Genomic DNA, 18,702 nt, shown 5'->3' with positions numbered 1-18,702 from the left:
ATCACACAGTTCACCAAATGTCGAGGAAAAACCTCGCACCGGTATGGTCGAATAGCCTGCGATGCTCCATGCTTCTAATACTCTTTGTCATGAGCGGATGCGCCCCAAAGTCATCCAGTGAAGTTGCTGAAAAACAGCCTTCGGCCGAGAAGACGCCACCGATCAAAGTGACGATCGTGGCTGATACGCCTGCTGATGTCGAAGCTCTGCGCGAAGCAGGATACTTGCTTAAGAACAACCAAGCCGGAAACGTCGTCGAATTGGCAGTCGCAAGTGATGAGAGCATCGCCGATTCGCTAAGCCATTTGTCAGGCGTCCCCAACGTTGAAATCGCTCGGTTCACGGGGCCAGGTGTTTCAGATGAAGGGATGTCGGTGATTGAATCATGGTCCAAGATCAAGCGACTTGATTTTACAGATTCGGCCATTAGCAACAAAACGCTTGACTCGATCGCAAAGCTACCGACTCTCGAAGCGTTGTTCCTTCGCCGCACTGCCGCGTCCAAAGAAGGATTGGCGAAACTCCAATCGCTTAGCAAGTTACGCGCGATCGATTTACGAAACACGAATGTCCAAGACGCCGCGCTTGATGAATTGGCCAAAATTAAATCGCTCGTCGATATCCAGCTTGAAAAATCGAAGGTCACCGATGACGGAGTGGCCAAGTTGGCTGACTTGAAACTTAAATCGTTCAATGCCAACTACTGCACTTCGATCAGTAACGTATCGTTGAAAATCCTCGGTGCGATGAAGTCGCTCGAGTCCATCCAATTGGACTACACCAAAATCAACGACGAAGGAATGAAACACCTTGAGGGACTTTCAAAGTTAAAGCGATTGCGGATTCGCGGTTCCGATGTGACCGGCGAAGGCTTCAAATCGATTGCTGGCCTGAAAAATCTTACGAGATTGGAATTGCGCGACACTTCACTCGATAGTGACGGACTGAAAATCATCGCGTCGCTACCCAAAGTCAACTTCCTCGACATTGCCGAATGTCGTTTGGTCAATTCCGAGGGGTTGGCAGAGATTGGAAAGCTAACTCAACTGACCTACCTCGGGCTTTGGGAAACCAAGACCGATGATGAGGCACTTAACCAATTCGGTGGGCTGACAAAGCTGAAAGAGCTGAATTTGAAAAGTACCGACATCACCGATGAATCGATCGACACGCTTTTGAAATTTCAAGACATCGAAAATATCAACGTCGCAGGCACGCAATTGACCGATGACAGTTTCCGCAAACTGGCGGCACTGCCAAAGCTGAAACTGTTAAACGTGGCCAACACTTCGATCGGTTATGATGTGATTGACGAATTGGTGGAAAAATACGCTGAGCTAAAAGTCGTTGAGTTCGAAAACTAATGTCAACACAACACGACGACAAATACAACGATCCACGAGCCCGAATCACGCGCCGAGGCGTCCTGATTGGGCTCGCGGTCGCTTGTTTAGCTGTGATCGGAGCAATCGCCAGCATCAAGGGTCGGCGAACGCGACTGGAAAAAACCCGATCGTTTTGGGGTGATGATATGATCACGGCGTTTCAAATCGGCGAACGGATAGAGCTGATTCCGATAGACGAACCCATTACTGACGTGTCGTCAAACGGCGAAACACCGAACTCGATCGAACTGACGACAATGCCGGGGTTGGGACTATTACGCCACGCAATGCTCGACGAGCGAAGCTACGACTGGACGACCAGCAGCATGAACCCACTTGGGTCGCGTACGGTTGGTGACAAATTGAATTCCCGACTGATTCGCCTGCGAATCACTGACCCAACCGCCAATCGTTTCGAACCGATCGTAATCGATTTGGAACTCGAAAGCGGTTGGGTTGGCGACGGCGAAAACACCAAGAGCGTTCGGCTGACCGAGCATAGTCAACCAAAGCTTCGCAGTTTCTTCTCAACGGTGATCCACGCCGAACAAAAACGCTACGATTTCCGCGATTGAAATTTTCCCAGAAGACGATTCAATCGCCACCGGCAAGTTTCAACACCGAGTATATGGTCGCTTGCAGTTTAGCGACGGCGGCCTATGTCTTGCGACGCGTTTATTCCAATTCTGCTGCTGGGTTTCTTCTCGGTGCAAACCATGGATAGATTGCGGGGATGACCAACCCAGTTAATAGCGTGCTGGTAATCAGACCTCCGATGACAACCGTTGCAAGCGGGCGTTGAAGCTCCGCGCCGTCGCTACCGGATAACGCCATCGGCACGAACCCTAAACTGGCGACCAAGGCCGTCATCAAAACCGGGCGCATTCGGTTCAGTGCCGTTTGCTCGGTCACTTCTTTCATTGATAAGCCTGCAATCCGAGCGCGTTCGGCTGCACTTACCCAAACCAAACCGTTCAAGACCGCAACGCCAAACAATGCAATGAACCCCACCCCAGCAGAAATACTAAATGGCATGCCTCGAATCGCCAAGGCAAAGATCCCGCCACTGGCGGCCATCGGAACCGCAAGGAAAATCAACATCGCCAACGATACGCTTCCGAATGTCGTATGAAGCAGCAAGAAGATCAGCAGCAGCACCAACGGCGTGATCAACATCAATCGCCGGCTAGCCGATTGTAAGTTCTCAAAGTCACCTCCCCACCGAATCTCGTATCCAGGCGGCAATTGAACATTCTCCGCGACCGCCCGCTTAGCATCGTTTACAAAGCTGGCAACATCGCGACCGCGGACATTCGCTGCGATGAAGGTCCGCCGCCGGACGTTGTCATGCTCAACCGAGGGTGGCGTTTCCTCAAGCGTTAAATCAGCCAATTCACCAAGCGAAACGATCCGTCCACCTGCCTGGTCGACCGGCAATTGCTTCAAAAGCGACATTTCTTTTCGCCACGATTCAGGAATTCGTACCAGAATCGGGTAGCGTGCCCGACCGTCGATGATAACACCGACCGGTCGCCCACCAAGCGATTCGATTGCGCCAAGCACTTTTGAAGCATCAATTCCATAGCGGGCCAATGCATCGCGACGCGGACGGATCGACAAGGTTTGCAGATTTGCTTGATAGTCGGCACGTACGTCAGCCGATCCGTCGATCAAAGACAACACCGATTCAATCTCTTTTGATTTTTTCGCAAGCATCTCTAGATCGTCGCCGTATAACAATACCGCCACATCCGACTTTACTCCCGCAACCAATTCGTCCACCCGCATCTCGATTGGCTGAGTGAATCCAAAGGCGACACCAGCGACGCGTCGATTGAGTTGTTCGTCCATCTCAGCAATCAAATCGTTTCGCGAAACGCCTGCTCGCCATTGATCGTGCGATTTCAAGATGACCCAAACGTCCGTTTGATGGACGCCCATCACATCGTTGGCAATCTCGGGCCGTCCGGTTTTACAGAATACCGTTTTCACCTCGGGAAAGTCCATCAAGATCTTTTCGATCTCGGTACTCATCTCGGTTGCCCCCTCGATCGTGGCACTTGGTAACCGTTGAGCTTCGACAAGTAAATCGCCTTCTTCGAGTCGCGGCATGAACTCGGCACCCAAACGCATCGATACCGGAATGCTTACGGCAAACACGGTAAAGGCAACTAACGCAATCATCATCGGCGCTCGAATTGCTTGATGAACCAATGGCCGATAAATCACTTTGATCCAACGGACGAAGAACACATCCTTGTCAGACAAATTTCGCGGCAGCGCCAACGACGCCAACACGGGCATCAGTGTCATGGACAAAATGAGCGATCCAAACAACGCGAACAAAACCGTTAACGCCATCGGACGAAACAACTTTCCCTCGGTCCCTTGGAGTAGTAGCACAGGGATATAGACGACCGCGATGATCAATTCACCAAACAACGTTGGCTTTCGCACCTCGATACAAGCATCGCGAATCACATCGATACGTTTCCTCACGCCCAACGTGTTTTCAGACAAACGGTGCATGCAATTTTCAACCATAATGACAGACGAATCGACGATCAAACCAAAGTCGATCGCTCCGAGACTCATCAGACTTGCCGAGATTGCCGTCGCATACATCAAATTCGCAGCGAACAACATCGAAAGCGGAATCGCAAGTGCCACGATCAATCCCGCTCGAATACTTCCTAGCATCATCAGCAAAACCAAAATCACCAAAACACCTCCTTCGAGGAGGTTCTTTGTTACCGTATGCAAGGTTCGCCCAATTAAGGCCGATCGGTCGTAGGTAATTTCAAGCGACACGCCAGGCGCAAGCGTTTGTCCGATCTCGTCGATTCGCTCTTTGACCCGCGCGACCACCTCTCGCGAATTTTCACCAATCAACATCATCACTAGGCCTGTAACCGCTTCGCCACGTCCATCGCGAGTCACCGCGCCTTGGCGTGTCAACGGCGCGACCGTGACTTCCGCGATGTCCGACAACAAAAGGGGCGCCACATTTTCATCGCGACGAATCACAATTTGGCGAATATCGTCGATCCCCTTCAAGAGTGCTTCGCCACGGATAAAGCGTTGTTCATCGTGGTGGACGACATATCCGCCACCTGTGGAACCGTTGTTTTGTTGAATTCGATCAAACAATTCGCTGAGCGTAATGTTGTTGCTTGCCAATTGATCAGGATCGGGACGAATTTCAAACGATTTGTAGAAGCCGCCGTGCGTATTGATTTCCGTAACGCCACGCACTTCGCGCATTTTAGGTGCGATTTCCCATTCCAACATCGTCCGCAGTTGCATCGGCGTATATTCGTCGCCACGGACTTCGAATTGCAGAATTTCGCCAAGCGCCGTCGTCAGCGGCCCCAGTTCGGGTGTGCCATATCCCGGTGGAATCGCAGCCGCAGCGGTTGGCAATCGCTCGGTGACAACTTGGCGAGCAAAGTAGACGTCGGTCCCTTCGTTGAAAACGATCGTGACCACGGAAATGCCAAACTTTGAAACGCTGCGGACCTCTTCGACATTCGGCAAACCGCCCATCGTCGATTCGATCGGATAAGTAATATATTGTTCGACTTCCACCGGTGACAATGAACCTGCATCGGTGATTACGGCGACTTGGACGTTGGTCATATCCGGAACCGCATCGATTGGCAATTCGATGGCACTCTTAACGCCAGCTATGGCCATCAGGAACGTCGACGCCAAAATGATAAAGCGATTTTCGAGACAAAATTCAATGAGTTTTCTTAGCACCGTTATTCTCCCTCGCCGGCGAGCAGCAATTCGCTCTTTAGCTTAAACACGCCCGCAACGACAACCGGATCACCTTCGTCAATCCCGCATTCGATTTCGGTATAGCCATCCTCGGATCGACCGGTGCTGACATTGACGCGGCGAAATGTATCTTCGCCTTCCGCTACAAAAACAAATGACTCGTTCTCATGCACTACCACCGCTTGCTCCGGAACGGCGATGACGTCTGTTGGTGGACCGGTGGGAACTTTCATGCGCAGAAACAACCCAGGGCGGAGCCGTGTGTCGCTCGATTGCAGTGCCGCAACGAGTGGGGCCGCGCCAGTTGCCGGATCCACTCGACGTCCGACGATAATAATCTCGGCGTCGAACGCAGCTTCCTCCATCGCCGGCAAAGTGACTTTCACGCGTTGCCCCGTCGACACCGTGATCGCCGACCAATCACGTTCGCGCACGTCCGCCACCGCCCATAGGCGATCGGTATCTGCGATGGTAAAAATCGAATCGCCCGCAATCACTCGTTCGGTCGCAGTCAACAAGCGTTCTTCGACGGTGCCGTCAATCGGAGACACTAAGTCGACATTGGAAATTGTATCGCTTTGTCCGGTATCAAAGGTGGTTTCGGTCGCGTGAGGTGCAGCCGGCCCGAGTAACGCGTTGAGCCTCTGCAAGCTGATTTTGACTTCGCGTTTTGCAGCGGCAAACGCAGCTTCGGATTGTTTGCATTTTTGGTGAACTTCAAAGAGAGAGGAATCGGCCAACGAAGCCAACGAAGCTTCTGCAGCTTGTTGCTCATTTTCTCGCTCACTCTGAATTCGGCCTGCCAGTGCGCCACGTGAAGCCGCCTCTCGCGAGCTTTTGGCTACTTCCTTCGCCAAACGCTCTCGAGTGTAAGCGCTAATCAAAGTGCGGCGATAGACGCCTAGCGATTCGTCCGCGAGTTCCTCTTCGATTTGGTCGGGCGTCTTTCCCTCACGAATCATTTCGACAAGTCTTTGGACCCCCAAGCAAATCGCGTGGTCTCGATCGCGTGCAGATTCAGCGAGGCTTTGGTCCGCTAACCGTGATTGAACGAGGCTCCGAGCTTGGCCAACCTCGGGGCTGACAATCGTGGCAACCACTTGGCCTCTGGACACCATGGTACCGGGGTGAGCCATTACTTCGGTAACGATGCCATCACAGGCGGACTTGATCGCGACGTGCAGATCTTGGTCATAATCAAGCCGGCCCGGTAACGTCCGCGTGGGAACGAGCGAATGCACCTTTGCCGTTTCGACTACAATTCCAACGGACACCCTGTTTTCAGGAGTCAAACGGACCGTGTTGATCTCCGTTTGAAGCTCCGTAGAAGCGGTGGATTGCGTTGCCGTTATTACAGGCTCGTCAGGCAGCAGCGCCCAAAACAACCATCCGCCCGCCACGATCACGGCGCATAGCGAAACCGCGTAAACAAGTTTTTTTGACATGAGAATTTGAATGCGTAGTGAATCGAAATCAGCGACAAATCAAAACAAAAGTCGCAATCGATCAACGCAAACAAACACAAACGAGCGTCAGCAGACGCACCGCCGAGAAGGTGTGCAAAAAAGAGAGGGGCACACTTGAAGAAGAACGTTCCAAACTTCGCTTGGGATCGTCGCCCGCACACGCGATCCTAACCGCTGCGGCAGGGATTAACTCCGGATCGGAATCTTGATCAACGACTAACCCATCCCCTGATCCCCAAAAACCGGTCGGCGAATTTGCCACTCGACCCTGATGGTCAAACGGATCGTCACGCTGGTCTTCATCTCCGCAAACCGGCGAGTTCCACGGCATGCACCAGTGCCAATGCGTTTCTTTCTCTGATACCGCGACTGCCCCGTGGGATTGATCTAAATGAGCTAGCAGGGAAGCTTCAGACATTGTGGCATGAAAATGCGAAACGGGCATCGGAAATTGGCAAGCCAACAACCATGCAACCATCCACAAACCGACATTGCGAAGAGACTTTGTTCGGTTCCGATCATGACGCAATTGGACACTACTCATCATTTGATCGATCGTAACTACGAAACGATCCTGCGTCAATTCGTCGCAATTCGTTCCCAACACGGCGTTGCCCGGACTGGCCAAGGAAGCCATACTAGGGCAGCAGTATTCATCCATCGGTCATTGGTCCCCAAACATTTCCTCATCCAAATAAGACAATCTATTCATGTGTGGGATCACCGGTGCGGTATGGCTCGACTCTCGACAATCGATTGACCAATCCTTACTTACTAAGATGACCGACGCGATCGCCCATCGCGGTCCGGACGACTCCCAAACTTGGCTCGATACGAATCACCACGACGCTTACGGGAACCGTGTCGGGGTGGGTTTGGGTTTTCGCCGACTCAGCATTATCGACCTCGAAGGAGCCCGCCAACCGATGGCCAACGAGGATGGCTCGGTGCGAATGGTTTTCAATGGCGAGATCTACAATTTCCAAACCCTTCGGCGACGACTCGAAGGAACCGGGCACACGTTCGCCACGCACGGCGACGGCGAATCGATCTTGCATCTCTATGAAGACGAAGGAACCGATTGTTTCTCGCAGTTAAATGGGATGTTCGCGATCGCAATTTGGGATACCAACCGAAATCGAATGGTATTAGCAAGAGATCGGATCGGACAAAAACCGCTCTACTATGCCGTCAAAAACAATCGATTGGTCTTCGGAAGTGAATTGAAATGCCTTGTCCAGGCGGGTGGCGTCTGCAATGAAATCGATCCAGGTGCGATCGACGAATTTTTGACCTACCAGTACATTCCGCCGCCAAGCACGATATGGAAAGGCGTCCACAAATTGGCTCCGGGGCATTTTGCGGTATTTGAAAATGGGCGGATACGTGTCGAGCGATATTGGAATTACGATCCCAGCGTCGAAGTTCCTACGCGTCGTGAAGAAGCGTGCGAACGAATCCGAGAACTGTTAACCGATTCGGTTCGACTTAGAATGCAAAGTGACGTGCCGCTCGGTTCGTTCTTGTCGGGCGGCATCGATTCGTCGTTGGTCACCGCAATCGCTCAATCGTTGTCCGATACTCCGGTGCGAACATTCAGCATTGGGTTTCCAGTTTCGGACTTTGACGAAACAGCCTACGCCGCTCAGGTCGCTAAGCATTTGGGAACTCAACATGAACGGTTTGAGGTAATGCCCAATGGCGTCGAAATCATCGACAAATTGGTATGGCACTATGACGAACCATTCGGCGATTCGTCTGCGGTCCCCACTTGGTATTTGTCGGAGTTGACGCGGCGAAAAGTGACCGTTGCCTTGTCAGGCGACGGTGGTGATGAGTTGTTCGCAGGGTATGAGCGTTATCAAGCGTTGTGGTTGAGCAACAAATTGCAAAAGATTTTTCCGATCCATCGGATCCCTGGGATTGGCTTGATCCAGCGTCTACCCGATTCGCAGAAACAGCGATCATTGATGAGGCGAGCGAAACGGTTCACCGAAGCGCTCGGCCGCCCCGCGGCACGGCGGTATTTGGAGTGGCTGCAAATTTTCCCTGAATCGATGCGTGCGGGCCTTTACACGGATGACTTCTTGAAAGAACTTCCCGGTGACGATCCGTTCGATTTCCTGGACGCCGCATGGACAAGATCAAAAGGACGCGACGTCGTGACGCGAGCGTCGACCAGTGACGTATTGACGTATTTGCCTTGCGATTTGTGTACCAAAGTAGATATCGCCTCGATGGGAAATGGATTGGAAGTTCGCCAACCGCTACTGGATTACCGCTTGGTTGAATATGCCGCATCATTACCAGTGAATCTGAAATTCCGCGGCCGGCGCGGCAAGCTGATCTTGCAAGATACGTTCGGATCGATGATTCCCAAAGAGATTTTCACTCGCAAGAAAATGGGCTTCGGGATTCCGATCGCGAATTGGTTCCGTAACGAACTCAAACCAATGGTGCACGATACGCTACTCGGCGATGACGCCAGGATCGCTCCGTACATGCGCCGAGAGGTCATCGAGGAATTGGTCCGTGCTCACGAACAAAACGAACACAACCATGGTTACCGGTTGTGGAATTTATTGATTCTGGAAAAGTGGCTACGTCGATGGACCTGATCCAATTATTGACGAGCGTTGAAGGCAGCCTCAAGTTTTACCAAGAATTCAATCACCGCTTCATGAACTTCTTCGGTTGCCGAAACCACCAAGACATTCTCGACCGCACCGGCTGAGCAATAACCACCAAGTTCGTCCCAGTCATTGGGCTTCACGGTTTTCAACATAATCGCGACGACTTGGTCCGCTTTACTCGACAAAGCCTTAGGGAACGCATAGGTTCGCAAGGCAAGCATTTGTTCCGCAGCTTCGATTGTGGTAATCAATAGCACTTCGTCTCGGACAACGTAGGTCGAATCAAGGTCACGCAGCAGCAAGTTCAGGCAACTGCGCAACGAGACATTCGCAACGTCAAGTGTGACAGGCGTATCATCAGTCAAACCAATCTCCTCAAAACTACGCTGATCCACAAACATCTGGATTCCATGTTGCTGAGATATTTCTTGAACGGCTTCTACCAAGGGGGTCTCGATAAACGTCATCGAAGTCTTGTCACCCAATTTTTCCAAGAGCATTTTCTCTGCCCTGGAAGTCGTCGAAATGCGACGCGTTGTTAGATCGACGGGGGTGCTAGCAGCTGGAATGACGGGAGCAAATGGATCACGACTCGATCGATCTGAATGCGCGGCAGGGCCACCAAACGGATCATCACTGCGACCACCTCCACCACCAAACGGATCATCACTGCGACCACCTCCACCACCAAACGGATCTTGCATCGCAGGTTGTCCATTGCTCCGTGGAGGTTGCCCGAAGGGATCTTCGTTTTGGCCCCATGATATATGGGGAATCAATGCCAAAAAACAGGACGCACAAAGCAGTGGGTTTTGACGCATCAGATTAGCCTTCGCCAAGAAATGAAAAGTGGTCAGGTGAGGATTTGCCGACGGCGTTCATTCTAGCGCATTCCCAAGTCGCCAAGGGTGCCGAGTTGCTAAAAACACAAACTTTCGCTCCAATGCTTTCGCCGTAGGGCACATCCATTCTCTCTCTTGTCTCGGATTAACATGATGGAATACAGCTACACCGATTTATCAAAAATGATTGACCATTCGCTACTGGTCCCCACGATGACGACGGAGGATTTCGAAGCGGGAATTCAATTAGCCATCGCGTACGATGTCGCCAGCGTCTGTATCATGCCGTACTACCTGAAACGATGTGCCGAACTGCTAAGTGGTACAGGCGTCAAAGCCTCCACGACCATCGGGTTTCCTCATGGTGGGCATACAACGGAAATCAAGCGGGCCGAGGCTGAGCGTGCGATTGCGGATGGTTGCGAAGAATTGGATATGGTGGTCAACATCAGCCAAGTCTTGAGCGGCCATTGGGACTACGTCCGCAAAGACGTCAAGGCAGTGATCGAGGTAGCCCATGTTGCGGAACAAAAAGTGAAAGTGATCTTCGAGAACTGCTATTTGAACGATGCCCAAAAGATCAAGTTGTGTGAAATTTGTAGCGAGCTAGGAGCCGATTGGGTCAAAACATCCACGGGCTACGGAACGGGTGGTGCGACTCACGAAGATCTAAAACTAATGCGAGAGCACGCAGCGGATCATGTGCAAGTCAAAGCAGCCGGTGGGGTTCGTGATCTCGATTCGTTGATCGCGGTTCGCGAGCTTGGCGTTTCACGATGTGGGGCCAGTCGGACACGAGAGATGCTCGATCCACTGAGAAAGAAACTCGGGATGCCCGAAATCAATCTCGGTACCATTGCGGCGAACAAAAACGACAACCCAAATTATTGAGCGAAACTCGTTTTTTGCGTGAGCTTGGCCCGCAACGGCGAGGGTGCTTTGAAATGCTATTGAAACGAGTCGCCCAAACCACCTACCCTCCGCCTCCAAGCGGTCCGGTCACTCGAACCGGTCCGATTCATTGCCCAAGCCCCCCGCAACCGCCCGAGGCACCGATGCAGGCAGCGATTTCCGCTAAATCTTCAACCAATCGTGATCAAGCCGATAGTCGCTCCGCAACCGGGGATCATGTTCTCGGTCAATACATCCCGCTGCTGTACCACTACAACATGTTGCAAGACGAAGATCGCGTCGGCGCGTTCCAGCAAGCGATCAATTTGCTCGTTTCCCCTGGGATGCATGTGGTCGAACTTGGCGGCGGAACCGGAATTCTATCGTCCTTCGCTGCTCGTCGTGGTGCGCGTGTGACATGCGTCGAGCGGAACGCCGAATTGGTCGCATGTGCGCGAGGTTTGATACGCGACAACGGACTCGACGAACAAATCGAAGTGATCCATCAAGACGCCACCGAGTTTGTTCCTGATACCGAAGTCGATGTCGTTATCTGTGAAATGCTGCACGTGGGACTGCTGCGGGAAAAACAAGCTCAGGTGATCGCTGCTTTCAAGCGGCGTTACCGCCAAGCTCACGGCAAAAAATTGCCGGTATTCATTCCAGAAGTTTCGATCCTGATGGCACAACCGGTTCATCAATCGTTCGATTTTTCAGGCTACCATGCTCCGGTGCCGATGTTCCAAGCACCGCTACTGGACCAACCCCGCACGACCGATTTTGCGTCACTATCGGCCTACGCGACTATCAGCTACGACGAACCAATACCGTTGCAGTTCCAAGTCCAAGAACAGCTAACCGCAATTCGCTCGGGCGCAATCAACGCAATTCGGTTCGTGACACAAAACGTGCTTGCTGTTGATATGAGCAAAGAGCAAGCGATCACGTGGCCAAACCAGTGCTTGGTTCTTCCGATCGGTTCACCCTTTGACGTGTCCAAGGACGACTCGATCGAAATGGCATTTGACTACTCCGCCGGTGGTACGATCGAACAAGTCGCCGAATCAATGCGTTTACAGGTAGCCTAATTTGATGCTTACTTAAATCGCTTTTCCAAATGCCGCGTCCATGACTTCGGCGATTCCACGTAAAGTGTTTTACCAATTTGCTGCGATTCATGTTGCAAACGATGACGTCGGCTATCAACCGCTTGAACCACTTCGAACATCGTCCCTGGGGACGGCACGGAATCGGGGTGTTCGATTACAAATTGGCGCAGAACCGCTAAATCGTGGTCGTCCCCGAGAACATCCGACAACTTTTTCAATCGCTTCGCTCGTGCCTTGAATTTGCTTCTGCAATAATCGCGAAGCAATCGAACATGATACCAGTGGTACTTGGCTCGCTTTCGCCATTGATGCAGATTGTCATCCGACGGAATATCCGCCGCTCGTGTCATTGTTTCACAGCCTCGGCTGTACGTCTTTTCGATGCCACCGCGAAGCGCCCTGAAGCCACGACAGCCACATTTCCAAGTGGGTATCCGCTCAAGAGCCGCTTCCATGTCGGCCAGGAACTCAGTGATGCGACGATCACTCTCCACCTTGCTAATCCCAACGGATTCGCTGTGCTTGGCCAATCGATCCGCGATCGAGTCGAGAATATCGGGCGAAAGCGATTGGCCTTCCTCGTTGCGAAAGAGTTCAAACGCTTCGACAAGGGCATCGGCATCCCGCACTTCGGATAATCGCTGGGCAGCGTCGCGGAAATGCAAGTTTTCGTTGCGGAAGATTCCCTCAACGGAAGGACGCACCAGACGCAATAATCCACGGATTTTCTTGCATCGTTTTCGCGCATTGTGAACGGTTTCGGTTCGGTCAAGCTGTGGATCCGATAACTCAGCGATCGATTGCCGGACTTGCTCGGTCGCTATTTGACGAAGGTTTCGGGTAACAGTCTGTTCGACATCGAATCGAAATGGCATTGGGAAGCAATGGGGTGCAAGACAGGGGGGCAAGACTGGCTTGAGGCTTGAAAGCTTCAATGGGGGCGATTGCGACAGCACACTCACAATGGAAGCAAGTCATTATGGTTGGTAGCCAACGCGAATGCAAAATCGAGCCGATCGGTGAATGCCGGGCGAACTCGGCAAGGGATTCCGGTTACGGATGCGTCGACGTTTGGAGCGGTTAGGCTCGCATCTTGGGCCAATTTCTATATTGATTATCCCGTCTAAAGTGACGCATCTCATTGTGCTGGGTTCCCTGTCAGTTCATAATCGCTGTCAAATCCTCCCCCAAATGGGCCTTTCACCACCCAAAAACTCGCTCGCACACCTCTACCAGCGGTATCGAGCCCCCTTTTTGGAAGAAAGCCGCATTCAATCACAGCATCACCAACCCATTCCGAAATGACTTCTCAAGAAATCAATTCCTACACTGGCCCTCTCGCCGACTTGGTTCAACGATTGGCTGAAACCTTCATTGCCGAGAATTCGTCTCCGCCCGAATGGATCGTTGCAGCCCCTGGACGCGTCAACTTGATCGGCGAACACATCGACTATAACGACGGCTTTGTGTTGCCGATGGCGATCGAGCGATACATCGTGATTGCTGCTGCGAAAAGCGATTCCGACGAAGCGGTGGTCAATCTGCGAAGCGTCAACATGGACCAAGTCGCCCAACTTGATCTAACGAAAGTCCCCGAACCGTCGTTGCCGCCCAAATGGCACAGCTACATCGAGGGTGTGTTTGCCGGTTTCATGAAAAAGATCGGCGCCGATGCGTCTAGCAAACTGCCCGCGATGAACTTGCTTTTGGAATCAAACGTTCCGTTGGGAGGCGGTCTTAGCAGTAGCGCGGCCTTAGAAGTCGCCACAGCGACGCTGCTTGAGGCAGTCACCGGCGTTGCCATGGGCCTCGACGAAAAAGCTCTGTTGTGTCAAAAAGCCGAGCACGATTTTGCTGGGGTTCCCTGCGGCATCATGGACCAATTCAGCAGCGTGTTTGGCCAGGAGAACGCATTCATGTTGCTCGATTGTCGCTCGCAAGAATTGAAACACGTACCGTTTTCGAGCGACAACATTTCGGTGCTCATTACCAACACCAACGTCAAGCACGAATTGTCCGGCGGCGAATACGGCCAACGTCGCAGCCAATGCGATTCGGCACTCAAAAAATTGGGCGCTGATTCTTGGCGAAACGTCACCATGGCGCAGGTTGAAGCAGCGAAAGATCAACTCGGCGACGTCGAATTCCGCCGAGCACGCCACGTTGTCACAGAGATTGACCGAACCTGGAAAGCAGCCAAGGCAATTGAATCGGGCCAGTGGGATGAGCTTGGCGAAATGATGTACGCTAGCCACGCTTCGCTGAAAGACGACTACGAGGTGAGCTGTGAAGAATTGGATTTGCTCGTCGAATTGGCAAATTCGATTGGCAGCCAAGGCGGCGTCTACGGATCGCGAATGACCGGTGGCGGATTCGGCGGATGCACCGTAACCCTCGTGGAGTCAACGAAGGTTGCCGAAGTGACGGCTGAGATGGAAAAACAGTACCAGGAAAAAACCGGCATCGAGCCACATTCGTTCGCAAGCCGTCCCGCAATCGGTGCTCACCGAATCAAATAAACTACATCGCAAAGCGAACTCGAGACGCATCGAAGCCAAACTTCGGTCGTTTCCATTCCCACAATCCCTTCTCCTTCCTTATAGATCAATCAGGCAAACACTCATGGGCATATTGGACATTGTTGTTTTCGTTGGGTTCGTCATTTCGGTGATATCCATCGGTTTGTGGAAGAGTCGTGACGAAGACAATGAGGCAAAGGACGCTCAGGACTATTTTCTTGCTGGACGTGGTCTGACTTGGTATTTGGTCGGTTTTTCGCTGATTGCTGCGAATATATCCACCGAGCAGTTCGTTGGAATGACCGGATCAGCCGCGAATTGGTTGGGGATGGCGATCGCAAGCTACGAGTGGATGGCGGCGGCCACATTGGTCGTGACCGCGTTTGTGTTTCTGCCCGTTTTTCTCAAAAGCGGTATCTACACAATCCCGGAATTCTTGGAGTATCGCTACAACACGTTCGCTCGCTCGGTGATGGCCGTTAGCACAATGGTGATCTTGGTGGGCGTTCCCACCGCATCGGTCATTTATTCTGGTGCAAAAGTGATCAGCGTCTTTTTCGAAGGCCAGATTCTCTTAGGACTCGACCTGGGCAGCATCACGGTTGGATGTTGGATCATCGGTATACTCGCTGCGGCTTACGTTTTCGCCGGAGGATTGAAAGCCTGTGCCTGGGCCGATTTGATTCAAGGGGCTGCATTGATCGTGGGTGGTGCAATTCTTGCCTACTTGGCTGTCACCGCACTCGGTGATGCCGATCCCGAGAAGCTTGCAGCAACTGCTCGAAACCAATCGGTCACTGCCGAAGAGATCGCATCACAAGGAGGTATCGAACGGTTCTTTTCGCTGAACTCCGCTCCGCTACCGGAAGGTAAGCTACATATGGTTCGCCCAGCGGACGATCCGGAAATTCCTTGGACGGCATTAATGATTGGTTTGTGGATCCCCAACTTTTTCTACTGGGGCCTTAATCAATACATCACTCAACGAACGCTCGGATCGAAGTCATTGGCCGAAGGTCAAAAGGGCATTATCTTCGCCGCAGCCTTAAAATTGATCATTCCGTTCATTGTGGTGATGCCGGGGATCATGGCGTTCAACTTGTACAACGAACAAGTCACTGGTGACTACGATTCGGCGTTTCCGCTTTTGCTAAAGAATTTGCTGACGCCCGGTAGCGGGCTACTCGGCTTCGTTTTGGCAGCGATTTTCGGCGCGGTCGTCTCATCGCTCGCTTCGATGTTGAACTCCGCTTCGACGATTTTCACGATGGACATTTACAACAAACTGAAGAAGAGTGCCTCGCAAACAGAATTGGTTCGTGTCGGTCGAGCCTGTACGATCGTCTTTGTGTTGATCGCTTTGCTGATCGCTCCACGGCTTGATTCTTTTGGCGGAATTTTCGCTTACATCCAAGAATTCCAAGGATTCATCTCACCAGGAATATTAGCCATTTTCATCTTCGGCATCCTCGTCCACCGAGCTCCTCGCTGGAGCGGAACGGTTGGATTGCTCTTGTGTCCGATCTTGTATGGAACACTCAAACTGTTGCCTCAAACTTCGGATATTACATTCCTAAATCGAATGGCAATTTGCTTCGGTGCCGTTCTGGCGGTTTTGACCGTAATCACGCTATTGTTCCCTCTGAAAGTGCCTGTTGTGCTGCCGGTTAACAAGAACATGGATTTAACCGGTTCAAAATCGGCAAAGTTCTTTGGTGGCGTTGTGATTGTGTCTATGTTTATTCTGTATGCTGTTTTCTATTAAACTGGCGTACTGACTCAGGGGGCAGCCATGAAATCAGAATTCGTGGCGTGCCCTTCCTTTCCTATGAATGACACCCTCCACTTGGTAATCCCGTGAAAACAAAATCAATCCTTTCGCTGATTGTCGCAACCATTGCGATACTCGGATCAACCCCCAAACCAACCTTCGCAGAGGTCGCTGTGGAAGACTTTGACAGTATTAAACTTTACACGCTGAAAAATAGCTCCGGGATGACGGTCAAAGTGACCAACTTCGGCGCGATCATCACATCCATCCTGGTACCGGATCGCGACGGCAACATGGAAGATGTTGTACTTGGTTACAACCACTTGAAAGACTATATCAATGCTGTCGACAAACCTTACTTTGGTGCGGTCGTCGGTCGCTACGGAAACCGTATTGCCAAAGGAGAGTTCACCATTGATGGCGAAACTTACTCATTGGCGACCAACAATAACGAAAATCACTTGCACGGCGGGATCATCGGTTTCGACAAAGTAGTGTGGGATGCAAAACCAGTCGAAGGGGATGGATGGTCCGGTTTGGAACTGAACTATTTGGCCAAAGACATGGAGGAAGGTTATCCGGGGAACCTAAACGTGAAGGTGACCTATCGATTGACCAATGCGAACGAATTGGTGATCGATTATTTTGCAACGACTGACAAGAAGACGCCCGTCAACCTCACTCAGCACACTTACTTCAACTTAAAGGGTGAAGGCGAAGGAACGATCTTGGACCATGCGTTAATGCTCAACGCCAAACGGTACACGCCAGTAGATGAAGGCCTAATCCCGACTGGCGAAATGCCGGATGTCGCTGGTACTCCATTCGACTTCACGACTGCAAAAGCGATCGGATGCGATATTGGACAAGAGAACGAACAGTTGGAATTCGGACTGGGCTTTGACCACAACTTTGTCTTGGACAAAAGTGGCGATAGCGACGCGATGACCCTAGCCGCTCGCGTTACAGAATCGGATTCGGGCCGAGTCCTTGAAGTTCACACGACCGAGCCAGGCATCCAATTCTATTGCGGCAACTTTCTTGATGGCCGCTTGAAGGGTAAGTCGGGCAAGACATACTTGCATCGTGGCGGATTCTGTTTGGAAACTCAACACTATCCCGACAGCCCTAATCAACCGAACTTCCCCTCGACAATCCTCAGTCCTGGCGAAGAATACCGTACGACCACTGCCTTCAAGTTTTCGGCCAAGTAACGGCCCAAGTAACGGTCGCAGCAATCTTATTGTCGCCTTCGGTCCGCGAAGATGCGTTTTGTTAACGCCCATTCGCGAGATAGAAGGCGACGTTTTTTTTACCATCTTGGCTTTAACAGGTAGCAAGGTTCGGCCAAGGTTTCAATCGATCGCAGCACGAATCTCTTTTGGTACATTCGTTGTAATGCCCATGGCTCCGAGACTTTGAAAATGTTTCGCGTCAGTGGGCAAATCAACCGTCCAAACATGAAAGGCAGGACAACCACCGGCATGGAGCCGGCTGACGAATGCTTGGTCAATCAACTTTGGCATGCTTTTCATCCCAACACCATCCGCACCACAGCGTCGAACCACCGCCGCGATTTCATCGGCGCTAGGATGATAAGGCAAACCGGGGGCTTTGCGTTTAAAGCTCGTCAACCAATGCGCCTCGACGTTCGGCAATCGCTTTTTGCAATCGGTAACGGTTTGTTCGTCAAAGGAAATGACAAGCAATTTGATATTCGCATGGTCGAGCCTCGCCAGCGCCGCGACGAGCGGCTCGACAATCTTGTGATCACTTTTCAGTTCAATGACAAACGTTCGGCCCTGTGGCACCGTCGCCAATACTTCAGCAAAAGTCGGAATCTTTTCGCCATCAAATTTGGGGGACTTCCAACGGCCAACTTCGAGGCTGCGAAGCTCAGCGAGCGTCGAGGATTCGACGTTCAATTCGACTTTTGCGGTCCGCTTGGTCGAATCATCGTGAATGCAGACGATTTCACTATCTGCCGTTAAATAGAAGTCGCCTTCGATCCCATCCGCGTTTTGCTGCCAAGCGAGTTCGAAGGCAGCCAACGTATTTTCGGGCGCATCATTCGACGCACCGCGGTGGGCAACAATCATCTGGGCAGCCGTGTTCGAGGGAAGACCCGCTAGCGACATCGCGCCGATTACGACGAGGAATAAACAGGTCGAATTGGTTGAAATCCCCATCGCTGAATCCGAGATTTGGTATTTGGTTGGACAACAAGGTGCCAGAATTAGAACGACCGAAACACTTTGCAAAACAGTGTTGGAAGGTACACTACCAGCACGGAGCCCATTCTA

Annotated in this window: 14 protein-coding genes; 8 read left to right on the top strand and 6 right to left on the bottom strand. The window is 51.8% G+C overall.

The window, feature by feature from the left end; all coding sequences use genetic code 11:
- Positions 1–89: 89 nt before the first annotated feature.
- Positions 90–1,364, top strand: coding sequence for a leucine-rich repeat domain-containing protein (locus CA13_RS26210; RefSeq protein WP_419194845.1), 1,275 nt, complete (start codon positions 90–92; stop codon positions 1,362–1,364).
- The gene (locus CA13_RS26205) at positions 1,364–1,960 is read left to right on the top strand and encodes a hypothetical protein (RefSeq protein ID WP_146401732.1); all 597 of its coding nucleotides are present in this window, start codon (positions 1,364–1,366) and stop codon (positions 1,958–1,960) included. The genes CA13_RS26210 and CA13_RS26205 overlap by 1 nt, the downstream gene beginning before the upstream one ends.
- A 100-nt stretch (positions 1,961–2,060) precedes the next feature.
- On the opposite strand, the gene CA13_RS26200 is transcribed toward CA13_RS26205, so the two are convergent.
- The 3 genes from CA13_RS26200 to CA13_RS26190 form a co-directional block, all read right to left on the bottom strand.
- Complete coding sequence (locus CA13_RS26200; protein ID WP_419194844.1) at positions 2,061–5,147, bottom strand: efflux RND transporter permease subunit; 3,087 nt, start codon at positions 5,145–5,147, stop codon at positions 2,061–2,063.
- A 2-nt stretch (positions 5,148–5,149) separates the two neighbouring features.
- Positions 5,150–6,613: an efflux RND transporter periplasmic adaptor subunit gene (locus CA13_RS26195; RefSeq protein WP_146401728.1), complete on the bottom strand. Its 1,464-nt coding sequence runs from the start codon at positions 6,611–6,613 to the stop codon at positions 5,150–5,152.
- Positions 6,614–6,674: 61 nt separating this feature from the next.
- Positions 6,675–7,052 (bottom strand): hypothetical protein, encoded by a 378-nt coding sequence (locus CA13_RS26190; RefSeq protein WP_146401726.1) that lies wholly within the window; start codon positions 7,050–7,052, stop codon positions 6,675–6,677.
- A 292-nt stretch (positions 7,053–7,344) separates the two neighbouring features.
- Between CA13_RS26190 and asnB the strand changes: the two genes are divergently transcribed.
- On the top strand, positions 7,345–9,252 hold the full coding sequence (gene asnB, locus CA13_RS26185) for an asparagine synthase (glutamine-hydrolyzing) (protein ID WP_146401724.1): 1,908 nt from the start codon (positions 7,345–7,347) through the stop codon (positions 9,250–9,252).
- Positions 9,253–9,257: 5 nt separating this feature from the next.
- Here asnB and CA13_RS26180 read toward each other — a convergent pair whose 3' ends face one another.
- Positions 9,258–10,088, bottom strand: a complete 831-nt coding sequence (locus CA13_RS26180; protein WP_146401722.1) for a hypothetical protein — start codon at positions 10,086–10,088, stop codon at positions 9,258–9,260.
- Positions 10,089–10,259: 171 nt separating this feature from the next.
- Here CA13_RS26180 and deoC point away from each other — a divergent pair, with 171 nt between their 5' ends.
- Positions 10,260–11,000: a deoxyribose-phosphate aldolase gene (gene deoC / locus CA13_RS26175; RefSeq protein WP_419195160.1), complete on the top strand. Its 741-nt coding sequence runs from the start codon at positions 10,260–10,262 to the stop codon at positions 10,998–11,000.
- Between the two features lie 53 nt (positions 11,001–11,053).
- The gene (locus CA13_RS26170) at positions 11,054–12,088 is read left to right on the top strand and encodes a methyltransferase domain-containing protein (RefSeq protein ID WP_419194843.1); all 1,035 of its coding nucleotides are present in this window, start codon (positions 11,054–11,056) and stop codon (positions 12,086–12,088) included.
- An 8-nt stretch (positions 12,089–12,096) separates the two neighbouring features.
- Here CA13_RS26170 and CA13_RS26165 read toward each other — a convergent pair whose 3' ends face one another.
- A complete protein-coding gene (locus tag CA13_RS26165; protein ID WP_146401720.1) occupies positions 12,097–12,984 on the bottom strand; it encodes a CHAD domain-containing protein in 888 nt (295 codons plus the stop codon).
- A gap of 426 nt (positions 12,985–13,410) precedes the next feature.
- On the opposite strand from CA13_RS26165, the gene galK reads away from it, so the two are divergent.
- The 3 genes from galK (at position 13,411) to CA13_RS26150 (ending at position 17,613) form a co-directional block, all read left to right on the top strand.
- Positions 13,411–14,628 (top strand): galactokinase, encoded by a 1,218-nt coding sequence (gene galK, locus CA13_RS26160; protein ID WP_146401718.1) that lies wholly within the window; start codon positions 13,411–13,413, stop codon positions 14,626–14,628.
- 103 nt (positions 14,629–14,731) lie between these two features.
- The gene (locus CA13_RS26155; protein WP_146401716.1) at positions 14,732–16,393 is read left to right on the top strand and encodes a solute:sodium symporter family transporter; all 1,662 of its coding nucleotides are present in this window, start codon (positions 14,732–14,734) and stop codon (positions 16,391–16,393) included.
- Positions 16,394–16,512: 119 nt separating this feature from the next.
- Positions 16,513–17,613 carry an aldose epimerase family protein gene (locus tag CA13_RS26150; protein WP_419195159.1) on the top strand — a complete coding sequence of 367 codons (1,101 nt, stop codon included), beginning with the start codon at positions 16,513–16,515 and terminating at the stop codon, positions 17,611–17,613.
- A gap of 141 nt (positions 17,614–17,754) precedes the next feature.
- On the opposite strand, the gene CA13_RS26145 is transcribed toward CA13_RS26150, so the two are convergent.
- Entirely contained in the window at positions 17,755–18,588 is an 834-nt protein-coding gene (locus tag CA13_RS26145) for a glycerophosphodiester phosphodiesterase (RefSeq protein ID WP_419194842.1), read from the bottom strand.
- Between the last annotated feature and the right edge of the window lie 114 nt (positions 18,589–18,702).

This window comes from Novipirellula herctigrandis (assembly GCA_007859835.1).
GTDB lineage: Bacteria > Planctomycetota > Planctomycetia > Pirellulales > Pirellulaceae > Novipirellula_A > Novipirellula_A herctigrandis.
This window is presented reverse-complemented; position numbering and strand designations above follow the sequence as displayed.